The sequence below is a fragment of the Candidatus Chloroploca sp. Khr17 genome, from assembly GCF_004138165.1.
GTDB lineage: Bacteria > Chloroflexota > Chloroflexia > Chloroflexales > Chloroflexaceae > Chloroploca.
The window spans coordinates 59,894-76,307 of record NZ_RYFF01000019.1 but is presented as its reverse complement, the minus strand read 5'-3'; the positions used below and the strand labels follow the sequence as shown (position 1 = coordinate 76,307).

16 protein-coding genes are annotated in these 16,414 nt (G+C 56.8%); 7 read left to right on the top strand and 9 right to left on the bottom strand.

What is annotated here, in order from left to right:
* Window positions 1-134: 134 nt before the first annotated feature.
* The 3 genes from EKD05_RS13020 to EKD05_RS13010 all read right to left on the bottom strand — a co-directional run bounded on the left by EKD05_RS13020 (window position 135) and on the right by EKD05_RS13010 (window position 2,089).
* Window positions 135-599, bottom strand: a complete 465-nt coding sequence (locus EKD05_RS13020) for a MarR family winged helix-turn-helix transcriptional regulator (RefSeq protein WP_129673381.1) — start codon at window positions 597-599, stop codon at window positions 135-137.
* 43 nt (window positions 600-642) lie between these two features.
* On the bottom strand, window positions 643-1,056 hold the full coding sequence (locus EKD05_RS13015) for an SRPBCC family protein (RefSeq protein WP_165360723.1): 414 nt from the start codon (window positions 1,054-1,056) through the stop codon (window positions 643-645).
* A 244-nt stretch (window positions 1,057-1,300) separates the two neighbouring features.
* Window positions 1,301-2,089, bottom strand: a complete 789-nt coding sequence (locus EKD05_RS13010; RefSeq protein ID WP_129673377.1) for a DUF4058 family protein — start codon at window positions 2,087-2,089, stop codon at window positions 1,301-1,303.
* Between the two features lie 519 nt (window positions 2,090-2,608).
* On the opposite strand from EKD05_RS13010, the gene EKD05_RS13005 reads away from it, so the two are divergent.
* Together EKD05_RS13005 and EKD05_RS13000 are read left to right on the top strand one after the other, a co-directional pair.
* A complete protein-coding gene (locus tag EKD05_RS13005; protein WP_129673375.1) occupies window positions 2,609-4,708 on the top strand; it encodes an immune inhibitor A domain-containing protein in 2,100 nt (699 codons plus the stop codon).
* A 17-nt stretch (window positions 4,709-4,725) separates the two neighbouring features.
* Complete coding sequence (locus EKD05_RS13000) at window positions 4,726-5,592, top strand: hypothetical protein (RefSeq protein WP_129673373.1); 867 nt, start codon at window positions 4,726-4,728, stop codon at window positions 5,590-5,592.
* A gap of 17 nt (window positions 5,593-5,609) precedes the next feature.
* Here the strand turns inward: EKD05_RS13000 and EKD05_RS12995 are convergent, their stop codons facing one another.
* The 4 genes from EKD05_RS12995 to EKD05_RS12980 all read right to left on the bottom strand — a co-directional run bounded on the left by EKD05_RS12995 (window position 5,610) and on the right by EKD05_RS12980 (window position 8,544).
* Window positions 5,610-5,867 (bottom strand): hypothetical protein, encoded by a 258-nt coding sequence (locus EKD05_RS12995; RefSeq protein WP_129673371.1) that lies wholly within the window; start codon window positions 5,865-5,867, stop codon window positions 5,610-5,612.
* 165 nt (window positions 5,868-6,032) lie between these two features.
* Window positions 6,033-6,794 (bottom strand): type 1 glutamine amidotransferase, encoded by a 762-nt coding sequence (locus EKD05_RS12990; RefSeq protein WP_129673369.1) that lies wholly within the window; start codon window positions 6,792-6,794, stop codon window positions 6,033-6,035.
* 113 nt (window positions 6,795-6,907) lie between these two features.
* Complete coding sequence (locus EKD05_RS12985; protein WP_129673367.1) at window positions 6,908-8,182, bottom strand: glutamate-5-semialdehyde dehydrogenase; 1,275 nt, start codon at window positions 8,180-8,182, stop codon at window positions 6,908-6,910.
* Window positions 8,183-8,196: 14 nt separating this feature from the next.
* Window positions 8,197-8,544, bottom strand: coding sequence for a hypothetical protein (locus EKD05_RS12980; RefSeq protein ID WP_129673365.1), 348 nt, complete (start codon window positions 8,542-8,544; stop codon window positions 8,197-8,199).
* 278 nt (window positions 8,545-8,822) lie between these two features.
* Between EKD05_RS12980 and EKD05_RS12975 the strand changes: the two genes are divergently transcribed.
* On the top strand, window positions 8,823-10,151 hold the full coding sequence (locus tag EKD05_RS12975; RefSeq protein WP_129673363.1) for an amidohydrolase family protein: 1,329 nt from the start codon (window positions 8,823-8,825) through the stop codon (window positions 10,149-10,151).
* Between the two features lie 65 nt (window positions 10,152-10,216).
* Here EKD05_RS12975 and EKD05_RS12970 read toward each other — a convergent pair whose 3' ends face one another.
* Window positions 10,217-11,083 (bottom strand): bifunctional 2-polyprenyl-6-hydroxyphenol methylase/3-demethylubiquinol 3-O-methyltransferase UbiG, encoded by an 867-nt coding sequence (locus tag EKD05_RS12970; RefSeq protein ID WP_129673361.1) that lies wholly within the window; start codon window positions 11,081-11,083, stop codon window positions 10,217-10,219.
* A 499-nt stretch (window positions 11,084-11,582) separates the two neighbouring features.
* Between EKD05_RS12970 and EKD05_RS12965 the strand changes: the two genes are divergently transcribed.
* Genes EKD05_RS12965 through rimO form a run of 3 tightly spaced genes read left to right on the top strand, consistent with a single transcriptional unit; the run spans window position 11,583 to window position 14,377 of the window.
* Window positions 11,583-12,464 (top strand): RodZ domain-containing protein, encoded by an 882-nt coding sequence (locus EKD05_RS12965; protein WP_129673359.1) that lies wholly within the window; start codon window positions 11,583-11,585, stop codon window positions 12,462-12,464.
* 24 nt (window positions 12,465-12,488) lie between these two features.
* Window positions 12,489-12,986 (top strand): YajQ family cyclic di-GMP-binding protein, encoded by a 498-nt coding sequence (locus EKD05_RS12960; RefSeq protein WP_129673357.1) that lies wholly within the window; start codon window positions 12,489-12,491, stop codon window positions 12,984-12,986.
* Between the two features lie 14 nt (window positions 12,987-13,000).
* Window positions 13,001-14,377 carry a 30S ribosomal protein S12 methylthiotransferase RimO gene (gene rimO, locus EKD05_RS12955; RefSeq protein ID WP_129673355.1) on the top strand — a complete coding sequence of 459 codons (1,377 nt, stop codon included), beginning with the start codon at window positions 13,001-13,003 and terminating at the stop codon, window positions 14,375-14,377.
* 119 nt (window positions 14,378-14,496) lie between these two features.
* Here rimO and EKD05_RS12950 read toward each other — a convergent pair whose 3' ends face one another.
* Window positions 14,497-14,916, bottom strand: a complete 420-nt coding sequence (locus EKD05_RS12950; RefSeq protein ID WP_129673353.1) for a BlaI/MecI/CopY family transcriptional regulator — start codon at window positions 14,914-14,916, stop codon at window positions 14,497-14,499.
* A gap of 291 nt (window positions 14,917-15,207) precedes the next feature.
* Between EKD05_RS12950 and EKD05_RS12945 the strand changes: the two genes are divergently transcribed.
* Window positions 15,208-16,236, top strand: coding sequence for a polyprenyl synthetase family protein (locus EKD05_RS12945; protein ID WP_129673351.1), 1,029 nt, complete (start codon window positions 15,208-15,210; stop codon window positions 16,234-16,236).
* The last annotated feature ends 178 nt before the right edge of the window (window positions 16,237-16,414 follow it).

Below are 16,414 nucleotides of genomic sequence, written 5' to 3'. Positions count from 1 at the left end.
CGCCCATTCACGATCACCGGAGGCGACGGTGCCGATTGCCAGGAGCACAATGGTTGCATGGCTTATCAATACCAACGTTGGCTGCACCAGGTTCACGCGGGTGGCATGTGCCTTGGAATGGGCTAATTCCGGAGCTAAGATTCGCTATTATTGTCCACAAGACTTAACAGTAATGTATTGAACTGCGAAATATGACTTTGTAACGATGCAAAAAAATTATTATCAACTTGTTCGACGATTTTGACTGCTTTAATCAGTAGTTGATAGCCACTACTGGTTAAAGTTAACGATTTTGCTCTTGTATCAGTTGGATTAGTTTCACGAATGATCAAGTTTTTTTGTTCAAGTGTACGCAAGACTTTTGAAGTCATCATTACATCCGTCTTGGCCTGAGTTGCCAATTGAATTTGAGTTACTGTCTCATTGTTTCCAGTAAACCAAGCAATGTTAGCTAATAACACAAACTGAACGTGAGTTATATCTACAGCCTGTAAAGCTGAATTCATTCTTCTTTGCCAAAGATTTGATACTTGCCACAACACGAAACCTGGACTATCCTCTGGCGTATCAATTTGAAAGATTGAAGTAGGAGGCTTCATAAGCAATAACCTCATCATTATTGGGAACATTCATATTGTTGCTTCATTGTTTGGCTAATTTAACCAGATTTTCCATTGCAGAAGGCAACTCATTGGCGATTTTTTCGCCAATGATTTTGGCAAAAAGAAACCCAAGTATTCCCGAAATTTCTACGCGATGGGTTAATGCCACTCCGCTTTCATGCTCAGTGATGTTATGAATGAAATTCATTTTGGATAGCGGAAGTTTAGCGATATTCGTAAATCCTTGTAAATAATCGCATTGGGTGATAACAGAAGTTGATGTGGGGCCTTCGACTGGCTGTAAGGTCAAAGTTGTTCCGACCTCGAAGTTACCATCTAACTTGCACCACTTTACGTCGTGATCCCATTTGTTCCAGTGTTCAACATCGGACCAGAGTTGCCAAATTTGTTCTTTTGAAACATCCGTGATAATTGTATGCTGGGTTGACCACATTGGTATATGCTCCTCCATGTGACAAATTTAATAACCGTGATTATTATAATCACGGTTATTAAATTTGTCAAGGGCTGTTGTTTGACAAAGTGCAGGCGTGAGTTGACAGAGCCTTGAGCGCTCCTCGTAGAATGACTTCGCGGAACCCGATGATGGCGTAGGTCTAGAGTTTCGCCCCGGCTTCTATCTGAAGGGCGGGTATGGGTGGCTTTGCCACCCATACCCGCCCATTCATATGTTCGCTTTAGCGGCGATCGAGCAACGCTCGAACCCACGCTTTATCTTCATCTGATAGGGCTGGTGCAGGCGGCGGTTCCTGGTAATTAAGCGACAAATCATAGGCCGCCTCGTCATATATTTCGCTAAACGCGCTTCCTAAATGGAGCACAACGTCATCATCAGGCTGGCGCAATGGAACGGGTATATTTGGCCAGGCATCTTTTAAGTGCAAGGGCCATACATTGGTCTTGCCAGTATGGGCGCGCGTAAGCGTAATCAGATATGGCACATCAGGTAAGGTTGGGTGAGAAATAGGTCGTGTCCCCCGCCTCAGAAGATCGAGCTCCAACAAATGAACCCCGGCTTGATACAATCTTTGTCGCTTTAAACGATACTGCTGCAAGCCAGGTTCACGTTTATTGACCGGCGACAATAACTCAATCGAAGTAATAAGTTGGTTCTGTGCTGTATCACGTATTTCAACAGACGTAAGCTGAATATCAATCGGCAATATCACAGGTATTGTAAGTGCTGCAGGCGTCACGGCTCCAAATCCTGTTTCTTGTCGAAGCATTCCTGGCGGCTGCTCTCTTGCATGTTGCTGAGACCGCATAATTTCCACATCAGGATAGAGGATTCCAATATCCCCTTCAGGCGATACATCTTCTACAACATAGATATTCAGGCGTGCAGTATAACGAGGACGAATAAGTGGGGTTAAGAGTTGACGAATCTTTGCGGAAAGAGCATTATGCACATCAGGCCAAAGGTATCCTTCAAGATATGGATCCATGCCAGGAAACGGAGAAGGCATATGTCTGTTCCTCCACCCAAGGCTATTGGCTACTGTTCATACAACGAATTGTAGCATACCAAGGTTCTCTCGCAACCCTAACGGGTGCGTAAAACAGGGCGATTGCATCATACGAAACCGGATAAAAATACGCGCTCTGTGGCAGCATGTGCATGCAACCAGCGGCGCACACGGCGGCCCCCGGCAACAACGAGGCACCCGCAAGGGGTGCCCCTACAGGGCCGGGGGCCAGGGCCGGGGGCCAGGGCCGGTGTAGGGGCACCCCTTGCGGGTGCCCTGGTGGGGTGCATGCACGGAAGATGCAATCGCCCTGAGCATGTGTGCGGCTTTGCCCCAGGGCTGATGCAAAGTCCCGGTAGGGTTAGATAGTGTCCGCAGATTACGCAGATTACGCAGATGCGGAAGCTGTAATCTGCGTAATCTGCGTAATCTGCGGACAATCGAAATGACTTTGCATCAGCCCTGCGGCTTTGCCGCACGCAGTTGCATCCAGGTAGCAGATAGCGCTACAATAAGATTATGAAGAAACGTCTGTTTTGGCTGCCGCTTGCGCTGTTTGTGCTCGTTTCCTGTGGGTTTGCTGGTGATCGCGTTGCAACAAGCCCCGATCCGACGAGCCTTGCCGGTGCGCCGCTGGCGACGGAAGCGCCTTTCGTTGGGGCAACGCCGACGCTGGTTCCAACGAAACCCACCGCTTCAGCACCGACTGCTGCTGCGGTGCCGACCGTTGAACCCTCGCCAACCGCTGTGCCCGTTGTGCCAACGCTCGCTTCGTCGCTCCCGGCGAAAGACGCTGATCGCGATCCCATTGCCCTCATTGAGGCGTCGCCGCGACGGTTGCGTGATCAGATCGAGCTTGCGCTTGCTCTGGGGCCGTGCCGCGCAACGCTTGATGCCTGTCCGCGGGTGGCCCGGACGTCACCGCTTGAGGTTGAGGTTGGACAGGTTGAGCCTTTTTTTGTCACCGATCTCCGCGATAATACGCATATTTCGCTTGACGCCGAGTTGCGGTATGCCGGGCCGGTGCTTTTGATGTATGTCGAGACGGGCCTGCCCTATGTGCAAGAAGATCTCGAGCGGGCAGCACGTGCCTTTGAAGAGGAGATCTATCCACGTACCCGTGAAATCTTTGGTTCAGAGCTTCAACCAGGGGTCGATGGCGATCTGCGCATTACGATCCTCAATGCACGTGATCCGAGTGACCGTGTGCTTGGCTACTACTCTTCGCAAGATTCGTTGCCACGACAGATCAATCGGTTTAGCAATGAACGCGAGATGTTTTTTATGAATCTTGCGCTGATGTCGTTTAACGATCCCAATTATTTGACGGTGCTGGCCCACGAGTTTCAGCATATGATCCATCAACACGAGCAACCCGGCAGTGCGACCTGGTTTAATGAGGGGGCCTCGCAGCTCGCCGAGGATCTGAATGGCTTTGTTGATACCGGTTTTATCCCGCTCTATCTCTCCAATCCCGATACGCAGTTGACGGCGTGGCGGGTCAGCCCTGGTGCGTCTGGGGCGCACTACGGTGCTGCCCATCTCTGGATGCGTTATATCTATGCCCAGTATGCTGGCGAAGCTCAGATCCGCCCACTGGTGCAGGCGAATGCGGGCAACAATTTGCAGGCGTTCGTTGATCTGGCGAACGAGACGCGCCCAGGCTATACGAGCTTTGGCGAAATGGTGGCCGATTGGTCGGTTGCGAATCTGATTGACGATCCGACCGTGGGTGATGGCCGTTATACCTACGCGACCGGCCACGAGTTGCCCGATCTGTTGCCTTCACGTGCCCAGATCACGACGATCAAGAGCCGTTTTGCGATGACGCTGGCCCAGTTTGGGGCTGCGTACCTCTTTGTTCCGCCTGGCAGCACCAGCCTCACGTTTGAGGGCGCAACGACGATCCCCCTGACGGCCGTCGCGATCCCTGGGCAGTATGCCTGGTGGAGTGGCCGGAGCGACGATTCGGTGGCGACGCTTACCCGCGAGTTTGATCTGCGCGAATTGACGAGTGCGACCCTCCGGTTTGCAACCTGGTACGAAATCGAGCATGACTACGACTATGCCTTCGTAACGGTTTCTACTGATGGTGGCCGTACCTGGGAGACCCTGCCAGGGCAGTTGACGACGACCGATGATCCGCAGGGGCTCAATTATGGGCATGGGATCACAGGCATCAGTGGTCAGCCAGGGTTTCGTCTGGAAGAGGGCGTGCGTGGGCGCTGGGTTGAAGAGACGATGGATTTGACCCCGTATGTGGGCCAGACGATCCTGTTGCGTTTTTGGCAGATCAATGATCAAGGCTTCAATGCACCGGGTATGCTGATCGATAATCTGCAGATCCCTGAACTGGGTTTCTTTGACCAGGTCGATGCTGGGCCGAGTTCCTGGCAGGCCGAAGGTTTTGTGCGGGTGGATGGTGCGTTGCCGCAGTTGTGGCAATTGCGGCTGGTGCGGAAGTTGTCCGACGGGACGTATCGGGTCGAGGCCCTTGTGGTGAAGGATGATGGCTCAGTGGCAACTTCGCTCAACCCTGAAGAAGAGATCGTGCTTGTTGTTGTGCCAACAACGCCGCATACGACCGAGCAGGCGAGTTATCAGGTGATCGTCGAGTAGAGGAAAGAGCGAGAGCGATGTCTTCCTGGCCCAAAATTCCTCAATCGGCCCTTGGCCCACTGGCCCTTGGCTCGCTGTTGATCATCCTGGCCGCCCTCTTTGCCGGTGGTCGTACGACGACCCGCTTTGCGCCCAACTCAGCCGTTCAACTCCCGGCGGGTGTTGAACGTCCGATGCCACCAGGCGCAACGCCCACCCCCTGGCCGCTCAGTGGCAATTATACCGGTCAGATGGGGATGCTCAGGCTCGCTGTTGCCGAGGGTTTGCTCGACCCTCAAGCCCAAGAGGCCCTGGTTGCCGATCTGGATCAGGCGCTGGCCTATGTTGTGCAGCGCACCGCGCTGGCCCCGCAGAGTCCGCTTGACATCTATGTGGGGCTCGAACCAGGCTGTGGGCTCCACGGCATTGCGTATACCGACGTGCGCCGGGTGCAAGTCTTTACGTGTCCGACGCTTCCGCTCAACCGTGCCGTGAATATTCTGGCGCACGAGTTTGTGCATCAGCTCTGTCATGACCGTTATGGTGACCGTCACTTGCAGGCCGACCTGGTCTTAGCCGAGGGCATCGCCACCTGGGGCGCTGGTCGCTACTGGCTTGGCGACGCGCCCCATTTTCGTGCTTTTGTTGCCCCCTGGCTGCGTCAGGGCGAAGAGTTGCCCCTTGGCATCAGCTATGTCGGTTTGCCGATCAGCGATATGAACAAGCTCTACTACCAGTGGGCGAGTTTTGTGGAATATCTGATCGAGACCTATGGGCGTGAGGCCTTTGATGCGCTCTATGTGACGGGCCAAGGGCAACCTGGCTCGGCCGATTATGTTGGTATCTATGGGCGCACCTTTGGCGAACTCGAAGCCGCGTGGAAGGCGTGGGTTTTGCAAGGGTGACGGGCCGGGTCAGTTGCCTATTGCCCAACGATGCCTGTGCTGGCACGCTCAGCCCGACGAAGGCGCTCGATGGTATGCCAGCGCGGCAGTGTGGGCACGCGGGTAGGCCGCAGGCCCTGGGTGATCAGGCGTGCGCCAACGACCCAGCCTGGCATCGCCGGCGCACCTGGCTGCGCTAGCGCTGCCGCCTCGCTTTCAAGCACTGCTGCGACCACCGCCAGCGCTGCTGCGACCTCTTCTTCATCGATTGTTCCACCTGTAACAAGCGTCTGCATGGGTTTTCCTTTTTTTTCGCTCCTAAATCCTTGTCTTAGGCATGTTTCAGCATTGGGTATGCTTGCTTGACCGTTTGGAGTGCCGACTTCAGTCGGCTTCCAGTTCAGCCGACTGAAGTCGGCACTCCAAGCACCGCAAATGGTCAAGTTTGTTTGAAACATGCCTTAAAGCCGAAAAAATCTGCGCGGCAGCAGACGCTTGAGCATCGTCTGTTGCGCATGCATTTCGAGCCGGGCCTCCAATGGCGTTAGTTTCGCCTCAGATCCATACCGTCGCTGCAAGGCCAGCCGGATCAAATGATCGGTCAGTTGCGGATTTTTGGGCAGGAGCGAGCCGTGCAGATAACAGCCGTAGGTATTGCGATAGACCGAGCCGCCCACCCCGTCTTCGCCGTTATCACCGTGACCCACGACGACCTGCCCGAGCGAGCGTACGCCAGGGCCGTGATAGGTACGGCCACTGTGGTTCTCAAAGCCAACCAGGTGAACTGGCGGGCCATGGCCAAACGTTGCTTCGACAACGACATTGCCAATGAGGCGTTGCTTGCCGCCAACGGTATGCAGATCGAGGATGCCGAGCCCGGGGAGGCGTTCGCCGGTGTGGGTCAAAAAGTAGTTCCCGAGCAACTGATAGCCCCCACAGATGGCCAGTAAAACCAGATCAGCTTCGATGGCCGCACAGAAACCTGCCCGCTGGCGCTCAAAGAGATCCTGGACAATCAGCGCCTGGCCGCTATCCTGACCGCCGCCAAAAAACGCCAGATCGAACGACGACCAATCAACCGCATCGCCCGGCTCGATCGGCGTCACGTCAAGCGCAATGCCGCGCCATGCGCAGCGTTGCTCCAGCGCAATCACATTGCCCCGGTCGCCGTAGATCGACATATGCGATGGATAACAATGGGCTAGATGCAAGCAATAAGTCATTGTATCATCCAGAGCAAGCTCTTGCTTATGATGAAATCAGGGAGGGCCGGCTTCAGCCGGCTGAAGCCGGCCCTCCCTTCGGGAGCATCTCAGAAAACGTCGTTGATCGATGATCACGCACGGCGCAGGTAGTCACCTGAACCGACCCACTTAAACGTCGTCAGCGCTTCAAGCCCCATCGGGCCACGCCAGTGCAATTTCTGAGTCGAAACAGCCACTTCAGCCCCGAGGCCAAACTGACCTCCGTCGTTAAAACGGGTACTCGCATTGACAAAGACCGCCCCGGCGTCAACCTCATTGGTAAAGCGTTGTGCCATCGCCGCGTCCTCGGTCAGGATTGCTTCGGTATGGCCCGAGCTATAGGCATGGATATGGTGAAGAGCCGCATCAATATCATCAACGACCTTGATCGACAGGATCAGATCGATGAACTCGGTTCCAAAATCACCCGGCTTAGCTGCGACAAGCGACCATGATGAAGCATCAGGATGGGACGTCAGGATCGCCAGGCTTGCCGGATCGCAGCGCAACTCAACGCCATCAGCGCAGAGCGACGCAGCCACCTGGGGCAACAATGCCGGGGCGATCGCGCGCTGCACCAGCAGCGTATCCAGCGCATTGCAGACGCTCGGGCGTTGCACCTTGGCATTGTGGATCAGCGGTACTGCCCGTTCAAGATCGGCGCTGGCCTCGACAAAGAGATGCACCACCCCGATGCCCCCGGTGATGACCGGCACGGTCGCGTTTTCGAGGCAGAAACGGTGAAGCCCCGCCCCACCCCGCGGGATGATCATATCGACATAACGATCAAGGCGTAACAACGCACGCACCAGATCACGATCAGGATCAGTCAGGCTCTGCACGGCTGCGGTAGGCACCCCGACCCGTTCAAGGGCCCCGCTGATCACCGCACTCAGCGCCGCGACACTGCGGGCAATATCGCTGCCGCCGCGCATAATCGTCGCATTGCCAGTCTTGAGGCAGATCGCCGCAATATCAACCGTCACATTCGGGCGAGCCTCATAGATCACCCCGATCACCCCGATTGGCACCCGCTGCTTGGCGAGCGTTAAGCCATTGGGCAGGTTCTGTTTCTCATAGCGTGCGCCAACGGGATCAGGCAACGCGGCCAGGCGGCGCGTATCTTCGGCAATCGCCGTGAGGCGGGCGGGGGTCAAAAGCATGCGATCAAGCAACGCCGCACTCGTACCAGCAGCACGGGCAGCGGCAAGATCCGCTGCATTCGCCGCCAGGATTGGCTCGTGGGCGTCCTGAAGAGCATCGGCGATGACCAGCAGGGCCTCATTTTTGGCTTCGGTGCTCAGCAAGCCTAGGTATCGTGCCGCCTGGCGTGCCTGTTGACCGATCAACTCAAGCTCTAGCTTCATAGCGCTTTCACCTACTATTCACCACGTTCTTTCTGTTCGCGCCGTTCACGCTCGGCGAGGGTTGAGGCGCGCACCTGGCGAAATTGTTCATCAAGCTCGCCCCCGCGATACGCAAAAACCAGCGCCAGCACACTGCCCGCCAGCAACGCAAAGCCAGCCAGGCCCAATGCAGTATAGAGCCATGTTGCCCCAAACTGCATTGCCACCAATGCATTCATCACGGCAATGGTGCCAATACCACCTGCCCCAAGCCCAAATGCAAGCCGCCGCCGCGAACCAGGCATTGCTCGTCCGGCTTGTTTGAGCAACAAAAACATCAGGGCAACCGTCAGAATCAGGCGCAATACTTCACTATTGATCATCTTGCTCCCCCTCTTCGGAGTCGCGAATATTGTAACATAGCCTTGCTCAACCATACCCCAGTTTTTGGTTTGTTTTGGCGGCGAAGCCGCCAAAACAAACCAAAAACTCTCGTGGCGCGGCGCAGCCGCGCCACACCCCACCGCCGAAGGCGGACTAACTACGCCTTCGTGCACACACAAACCAGCGTAGCTGGTTTGTGTGCGCATTATCCACTTGCCCCTTTGCCGATTATGTTCTACAATCCAGTATCATTGTTTGAGAGGAAGCAGCAAGGTTGATGTACGATCTTCTGGTGATCAATGCCGACATTCTTCAAATTGAGGGGCCTTCCGCCAGTTTTTTGCCCCGGCATGCGCTGGCAATCACTGATGGTCGTATCGCCGCAATTGCGCCTACCATTAGCCCCGGGCTCGCCCGTGAGGTGCTTGATGCCCAGGGCAAACTCGCCATCCCCGGCCTGATCAATGCCCATGCCCATACCGCGATGAGCCTGCTGCGCGGGGTCGCAGAAGATGTCGCCGTTGAGTCCTGGTTTAACGACTATATCTGGCCGATGGAGATGAACCTGTCGGCGGAAGATGTCTATTGGGGGAGCCTCCTCGGGTTTGCCGAGATGATCGAGGCTGGCGTGACCTGTGTGGCTGATCACTATTTTGCGATGGACGAAGTCGCGCGCGCCGTTGACGTAGCGGGCATGCGCGCCTATCTTGCGCAGGTCTTTTTTAGTGGGCCACAAGAGAACGACCAGTTGGCGACCAGTCTGGCCTTTGCCAAGCGCTGGCAAGGATCGGCTGCGGGGCGCATCACGACGGGTCTCGGGCCACATTCGCCCTATACCTGTACGCCCGCCCTCCTACAACGTACCGCGGAAGTGGCTCGTCAGCACGGGCTTGGAGTTCACCTGCACCTGGCTGAGACGGCTGGCCAGGTAGCGCAGAGCTTGGCGCATCACGGTAAGACGCCGGTGGCGCTGGTGCGCGATACCGGCCTTTTTGAGGTGCCTACGTTAGCGGCGCACCTGGCGCATCCCACCCAGGAAGATCTGGCGATCCTGGCGGCCGCTGATGTTCGGGTGGTCAGTACGCCCAAGACGGAACTTAAGATGGCGCTTGGCGTCACGCCGGTGGTGCAGATGCGTCAGCTTGGGCTGACTGTCGGGCTTGGCAGTGATGGCGCCGCGAGTAACAATAGCTATGATCTGCTAGAAGCCGCCCGCTTGATCGCCTTGCTTGAGAAACACACGCGTCGGGATGCCCAGATTCTGCCCCTTGGCGAAGTCCTCGCCCTTGCGACCCGCGAAGGTGCCCATGCACTTGGCCTTGCCGGGGTGACGGGCGAACTGCGCGTCGGGTACCAGGCCGACGTAGTCTTGATTGGGCACGATGCACCGCATCTGCAACCGATGCACAACCCGGCCGCTACGTTGCTCTATAGCGCACGTGCGACCGATGTTGACACCGTCATTGTCGCCGGGCGCATCTTGATGCAGGGCCGCCAGTTGCGCACCATTGACCGCCAGCGCGTCATCGAAGAAGTTCGTCAGCGGGCAGGCCATATGGTCATCCGCCAGGCCAATGCGCAGGTTGCGCACTACCCAACTGAATAAATGCCTGGCGTATATCATAGACCTCACAGGTCTTCAAGACCTGTGAGGTCTTACGCTGAGCATCGCTACCGCGAGGTCGGCGTCCACCAGATCACGGCGGCGTGGCTCGGGGCGTTGCGTGGGGCTAGCATGCCCTCGGGGGTCATCACGAGCAAGTCGGCGATTGCCTCGCGAAGCACGGCTTCCCGTTGCGGATCTGGTCCGAGGCGCAGACGTATCTGCAACTCTTCGAGCGCTTCTTCAACCCCGGCAAAACGGAACGGTCGCACCGCCGGGACGAGTTCAAGGTTAGCGGGTAGCCCAAGTTGGTGACAAGCCGCCAGCGTTTCGAGCGCAGCCGGCAACGGCAAACGTGGCTCGCTATGCACCCGCTCCCAGAAGGGGGCGAGCACTGCCGTGGGATGTTTGAGCCCAAGAAAGAGCACACAGAGACGGGTCGCTGCCGCATCAAGCGCCGCGAGAAACGGGCCAATCTCGCGCACACCATAGACCACGTGGGCTGAGAGTACCACCTCAGCCTGGATCGGCTCACGCAACGGCCAGTTTTCCGGGCAGACTTGCACGTTTGTTACCTGTTCGCGGGCAAGTGTCAACTCAAGTTCAATGCGCATCGCGGGTGACGGTTCAACGGCAATCACCTCGGCTACGTGCTGCGCGAGGAATGGCACATAACGCCCCGTCCCTGCCCCGACATCAAGCACGCGGTCGGTTGGTCGTAGCCGTGGGGCCAGGCGTTGCATAAAGGCATCAGGCTGCTCGATGCGGCGACTCGTGGCAGCAAACCGTTCGGCGCGGCCACTCCAGCAATCACTCTGACGGCGAAAGGTCGGATCGGTGGCCGCCTCGCCCTGGGCGCGTTCGGCATCATACAACTCACGCCACCGTGCGAGCCAATCGATGCCACCGGTGTTGATGCTTGTGAAAGAGTTCATTGTTCTCTACCTTTGGTTGCTATAGCCGAAGGGAGTGCCGACGTCAGCCGGCTAAAGCCGGCACTCCAGAATGCCGGGAAACGTAGTTGACCCACTAAGGCATGTTTCAAACGAGCTTGACAGTTCGCAGCGAAGGTAGCACCGGCTTCCAACCGGTCAGCAAACCCGGCCCCGGCTCGCCCGCCCGTATCGGCGCAGAGTAGCACCGGCTTCCAGCCGGTCAGCAAACCCCACCGGCTGGAAGCCGGTGCTACCAAACGGTCAAGCTGGAAGGCCCGATTCTGAAACATGCGTAAGAAACTGCATCAGCGCGATTCCTAGCAACTCAGTATGTCAGGAGGTTATACCTGGCATGGTATAATAGAATTGCTTTGGCCGCTACTTTGCAACATCTCTTCCTGGCCTGGCTTGGCCTGCCTCATTCTCCTTTGCTGCTACGTTCCATTCATACAGGTAGGTACATGATCGTACATAGTCGCCTTGCATCATGGGGATACAGATGAGTGAGCTCGGGGCGCGCTTCCGCCAGGCCCGCGAGAGTCAAGGGCTTTCGTTGGTCCAGGCGTCAATGGACACAAGGATTTTGCAGCAGTCGCTTATTGCCCTTGAAGAAGGTGCTTTCCAGCGCTTACCTGGCGATGTGACGATACGCGGCTTTATCCGCAATTATGCGCAGTATCTCGGGTTGGTTCCCGATGAGATGATTGAACTCTATCGCTACGAGCGTGGGGGTACTGATCCGATTCGTGTCTTGCCTCTGGCAAAGCCACCACGTAAGCGCTCGTATGTGTTGCCAAGTTTCTTTGGGGTCTTTTTTGTGACCGTGGCCTTGATTGGGTTGAGCTATATTGCCTTGAATGCGGTGGGGCGCATTGGTGATCGCGCAACAGTTGCTCAGGTTGAGCCGGTGGTGATCTCGACGCCTTCGCCGCTCCCAGCGATGCCCACGGCGGCGCTGCCAACCTCGTCGCCTTTACCCTCAGTGGTGATCATACCACCGGTTGCCGGGGGCGTGGCATCTGAAACTGGTGTCCCCCGCTCTACGGCAACGGCAGCGCCACCTGTCTCCAGGCCAGGTGGCGCTGGTGCGCCTTCACGGGAAACGCCGACACCGACTTCTTCGGCCCCCATTGCACTTGAAGTGTTCGTTCCAAGTGTCCGTGGCAATGAGAACTCGTGGGTGCGGGTGCAGACTGATGGCAATGTTGCCTTTGAAGGCATTATGCGCGCCGGCGAGCGTCTGAGTTTTAGTGCTCAGCGCCGCGTGATCGTGCGGGCGGGCAATCCCCCTGATGTGCTCGTGACGGTCAATGGTCTGCAACAGGGCCCGCTCGGGCAGGTTGCCGGTCAACCAGTCAACTGGGCCTGGCCGTCGAATTAAGCTGTGATCTTATAAGGTAGAGGTATGGCTGCAGAAAATAGCTTCGATGTTGTCTCTGATTTTGATCACCAGGAACTGGTCAATGCGGTCGATCAGGCGCTCCGCGAGATCAATACGCGCTATGATCTCAAGGACACCCGTACGACGCTTGAGTTGAGCAAGACTGAGTTGGTGATCACGACTGATAATGAACTGAGCCTGCGGAGTGTGCGTGATATCCTTGAGACCAAAATGCTGCGGCGTCAGTTGTCCCTTAAGATTCTTGACTATGCCAAGATGCAGGATGTCAGTGGGGGAAGGGTCGCGCAGACAGCGACCCTGCGCAAGGGGATCAATAGCGATCTTGCGAAGAAGCTTGCCAAAATGATCCGTGATGCCTTTCCCAAGGTTCAACCACGCATTCAGGGCGAGACTCTGCGCGTTACGTCGAAAAGCCGTGATGAGTTGCAAGCGATTATTCAGTTCCTCCGTGACGCTCAGGATACGATTGAGGTTCCCCTTCAGTTTACCAACTATCGCTAGAGTAAAGATCTACTGTGAAATATCATCTTGTTACCCTGGGTTGTCCCAAGAATGCCGTTGATAGCGAGGGGATGGACGGCTTGCTCACTGAGGCAGGCCATACGCAGGCAACCACGGCGGATGAAGCCGATGTGATTATTGTCAATACGTGTAGCTTCATTGCTGCGGCTCGCGAAGAGACGCTTGGGGTGCTGCATGAACTCGCCAGGGGCAAGCGCGAAGGTCAGCAGTTGATTGCAGCGGGTTGTATGGCCCAGTCGCACGGTGAACTGGTGGCGGCAGTGCCGGGGGTCGATCAGACGCTTTCGACGCAGCAATGGATGCGGATTGCCGATCTGGTTGGGGGCGCGACCGAGCGTACGACAAAACAGGGTCAGGCCATCCCGGTGCTCAGTCTTCAACCGGTTGCTGCGCCAGTGGCCGCGGCACCACCCTTGTCGGGCTACGCCGATTGGCGCACGGCTCAGATCCGACGTGTCCGTCAAACACCTTCTGCCTACCTCAAGATCTCTGATGGCTGCAATTTGCGGTGCGCCTTCTGTACCATCCCAAGTTTCAAGGGTGATATGGCCTCGAAACCAGTCGGGGCCGTGCTCGCCGAGGCGCGTGAATTGGTGCAACACGGCGTTCGTGAATTGGTGTTGGTCGCTCAGCATTTGACTGATTATGGCCGTGATCTCGGGCTGCGCGATGGCCTCGCGACTTTGCTCGAGGAACTTTGCCAGGTGGTGCCTGAAACGACTTGGATCCGGTTGATGTATGCGTATCCTCACGGGATTTCCGAGCGCCTCATTCAGGTGATGGCTGACCACCCGCAGATTGTCAAATACCTCGACATGCCACTGCAGCATGCCCATCCCGCGACGCTGCGCCGGATGCGACGCCCCCCCGATACTGAACGAACGATGGCGTTGTTGACGACGATGCGTGCCGCGATGCCGGATCTGGCGCTGCGCTCGACCTTTATTGTCGGGTTTCCTGGTGAGACCCCTGAAGAGTTTCGCGCGCTGCTTACGTTCCTCGAAACGATGCAACTTGACCGCGTTGGGGCGTTTCGTTATTCGCAAGAACCCGGAACCCATGCCGCGACGCTGCCTGATCAGGTGCGCCCACAGGTGATCGAGCGACGCTGGCATACGCTGATGCAGTTGCAACAGGGTATTTCACAGCAGCGCATGACCCGCTGGATCGGCCGTACGCTCCCGGTCTTGATTGAAGGGCACGGCACGAGCGATGATGGTCGCTCCCTTGCGGTGGGCCGCTCGTTCCGTGATGCGCCCGAAGTTGATGGTCAGGTCTTTGTGTGGGGTAACCCGCCAATTGGCGCGTTTGCTCGGGTTCAGGTCACGCAAGCAACGGCATACGATCTCTGGGGGGAGGTAAAGGGGTAGGGGTAAGCACGGGTTGCCCATGCACGCCCCTGCTTGCCCATCCTTTGCTGGCAGCATAGGCCAGGGCGACTGGCCTATGCTGCTAGCAAAGGGAGAGGGCAGTGAGGTGGAGCGAACAGTTAGATATTGGTACGTGCTCTGATGGTCTGGTGCAGGCGCTCGAGTTCGGCAGGATTGTTGCGCGCAAGATAGTCAACCATATAGTCAATGGCGGTATCGCTATACTCGTCCATCAGGCCATCGAGTACCTGATGGACGACCATCTGCACAAAATCATCTTCAGTGATCGCTGGCGAGTAGACATAGGCCAAGCCTTCACGATTGCGGTTGAGCACCCCTTTTTCAGCGAGGCGGCTCATCGTGGTCATCACCGTTGTATAGGCAATCTCGCGGCTCTGTGACAGGCTCCGATGAACATGTTTGACGGTGCTACGATCTTCTTGCCAGACAATTTGCATAATGTCAGTCTCAAGCGGGCCGAGGACTTTGACGAGGCCATCTTTGGCCGGGCTGAAACGAAAGCGCATATTCAGTGGCATGGACGTAATCCTTTCCCTAGAGCAGAATCTGTGGCTCAAGGCTGGCGATCCTGGGGTCAACATTCACACGTTTGATCTGTTGGCCCGTGCTCCTACCGCCTTACATATGATGCAGTGTACTAGTCGCTCTCGTCTCAAACAATGCATCAGGATTACGTAGAGGTTACAGTTACCCATGATCGTTGTCGCGGTCGGTACGGGTTATCCAATGCATTAGAATGCGGTATTTACTAGCGTTACTCGTACTATAGAAAACGGTAGCCTGTAAGGGCTTTAGCTGAGAGAAACCTGATGCAACCTGATACACGAGGAGCTATTCAGGCGGCAATGCGTGCCGTCTTTCCATCGGTCGAGGCCCGGTTGGCCCGCTTTTATCAGATGCAGGAGTATCACCTTGGTTGGCGCGATGAGCAACTGGCCCTCACCGAGTCTGATCCTGGCAAGCTGATCCGTCCGCAACTCGTTTTGCTGGCATGCCAGGCGGCGGGTGGTGATCCGACGCAGGCCTTGCCGCTCGCCGCCGGGATTCAGTTGCTGCACGACTTTACGCTGATCCACGATGATATCGAGGACGACAGTGCGACTCGCCGTGGCCGCCCTACGCTCTGGTCGTTGTGGGGGCTCGCTCAGGGGATCAATGCCGGTGACGGGATGTTTGTTCTGGCGCACCTGGCGATCCATGGCCTGACCACGACCGGGGTGCCCCCCGAGCGTGTGCTTGCGGTGTTGCATCGCTTTGATGAAGTTATTTTGCAGATCTGCGAAGGTCAGTTTCTTGATCTGAGCTTCGAAGGTGATCTGAGTATTGATCCCGAAGCGTATTTGATGATGATTGCGCGCAAGACGGCGATTTTGGTTGCCGGTGCGTGTGAGCTCGGGGCGATCGTGGCGGGGGCCTCGCCGACTACCGTCGCCGCGCTGCGTGATTTTGGGCGGAGTGTCGGCCTCGCCTTCCAGATCGAAGACGATATCCTGGGGATCTGGGGCGCACCAGTGTTGACCGGCAAGCCGCTGGCGGCGGATCTGGTCAGGAAGAAGGTCAGTCTGCCGGTCGTGTATGCGCTGGCGCATAGCCCGCACCGCGATGAACTGGCGCGGATCTATCGTGGTGAAGCTATGGACGACGCTGCGGTTGCGCAGGCGCTGGCGATTCTTGATGGAGTTGATGCGCAAGCCTTCTGTGCGGCGCAGGCCCGTGAACATCACGCCGCCGCCTTTGCGGCCCTCGCGCAGATCGAACCAGTCGCAGGAACACCCGCTGAAGCAGCCCAGGCCCATTTGCGTGCCCTTGCCGAGGGCTTGATCGGACGCCAGGCATGAGTAGTCTCTCAACGGCGTTGTCTGACATTCCGCCCCCCTCCCAACCTCCCCCCGCTGGGGGGAGGCCTCCGGCTCCCTCCCCCAGCGGGGGAGGGCTGGGGAGGGGGCAACATGAGGATCATACAACATCAGAAAACGTACGTTACAGACTACTCATTGGTGTGTAACGTACGTTTCC

Excerpts from the sequence above, each read along its gene's own strand:
- EKD05_RS13020 (WP_129673381.1), bottom strand. The coding sequence starts at position 599 with ATGAAGCCTCCTACTTCAATCTTTCAAATTGATACGCCAGAGGATAGT.
- EKD05_RS13015 (WP_165360723.1), bottom strand. The coding sequence starts at position 1,056 with ATGTGGTCAACCCAGCATACAATTATCACGGATGTTTCAAAAGAACAA.
- EKD05_RS13010 (WP_129673377.1), bottom strand. The coding sequence starts at position 2,089 with ATGCCTTCTCCGTTTCCTGGCATGGATCCATATCTTGAAGGATACCTT.
- EKD05_RS13005 (WP_129673375.1), top strand. The coding sequence starts at position 2,609 with ATGAAGAAACGTCTGTTTTGGCTGCCGCTTGCGCTGTTTGTGCTCGTT.
- EKD05_RS13000 (WP_129673373.1), top strand. The coding sequence starts at position 4,726 with ATGTCTTCCTGGCCCAAAATTCCTCAATCGGCCCTTGGCCCACTGGCC.
- EKD05_RS12995 (WP_129673371.1), bottom strand. The coding sequence starts at position 5,867 with ATGCAGACGCTTGTTACAGGTGGAACAATCGATGAAGAAGAGGTCGCA.
- EKD05_RS12990 (WP_129673369.1), bottom strand. The coding sequence starts at position 6,794 with ATGACTTATTGCTTGCATCTAGCCCATTGTTATCCATCGCATATGTCG.
- EKD05_RS12985 (WP_129673367.1), bottom strand. The coding sequence starts at position 8,182 with ATGAAGCTAGAGCTTGAGTTGATCGGTCAACAGGCACGCCAGGCGGCA.
- EKD05_RS12980 (WP_129673365.1), bottom strand. The coding sequence starts at position 8,544 with ATGATCAATAGTGAAGTATTGCGCCTGATTCTGACGGTTGCCCTGATG.
- EKD05_RS12975 (WP_129673363.1), top strand. The coding sequence starts at position 8,823 with ATGTACGATCTTCTGGTGATCAATGCCGACATTCTTCAAATTGAGGGG.
- EKD05_RS12970 (WP_129673361.1), bottom strand. The coding sequence starts at position 11,083 with ATGAACTCTTTCACAAGCATCAACACCGGTGGCATCGATTGGCTCGCA.
- EKD05_RS12965 (WP_129673359.1), top strand. The coding sequence starts at position 11,583 with ATGAGTGAGCTCGGGGCGCGCTTCCGCCAGGCCCGCGAGAGTCAAGGG.
- EKD05_RS12960 (WP_129673357.1), top strand. The coding sequence starts at position 12,489 with ATGGCTGCAGAAAATAGCTTCGATGTTGTCTCTGATTTTGATCACCAG.
- EKD05_RS12950 (WP_129673353.1), bottom strand. The coding sequence starts at position 14,916 with ATGCCACTGAATATGCGCTTTCGTTTCAGCCCGGCCAAAGATGGCCTC.
- EKD05_RS12945 (WP_129673351.1), top strand. The coding sequence starts at position 15,208 with ATGCAACCTGATACACGAGGAGCTATTCAGGCGGCAATGCGTGCCGTC.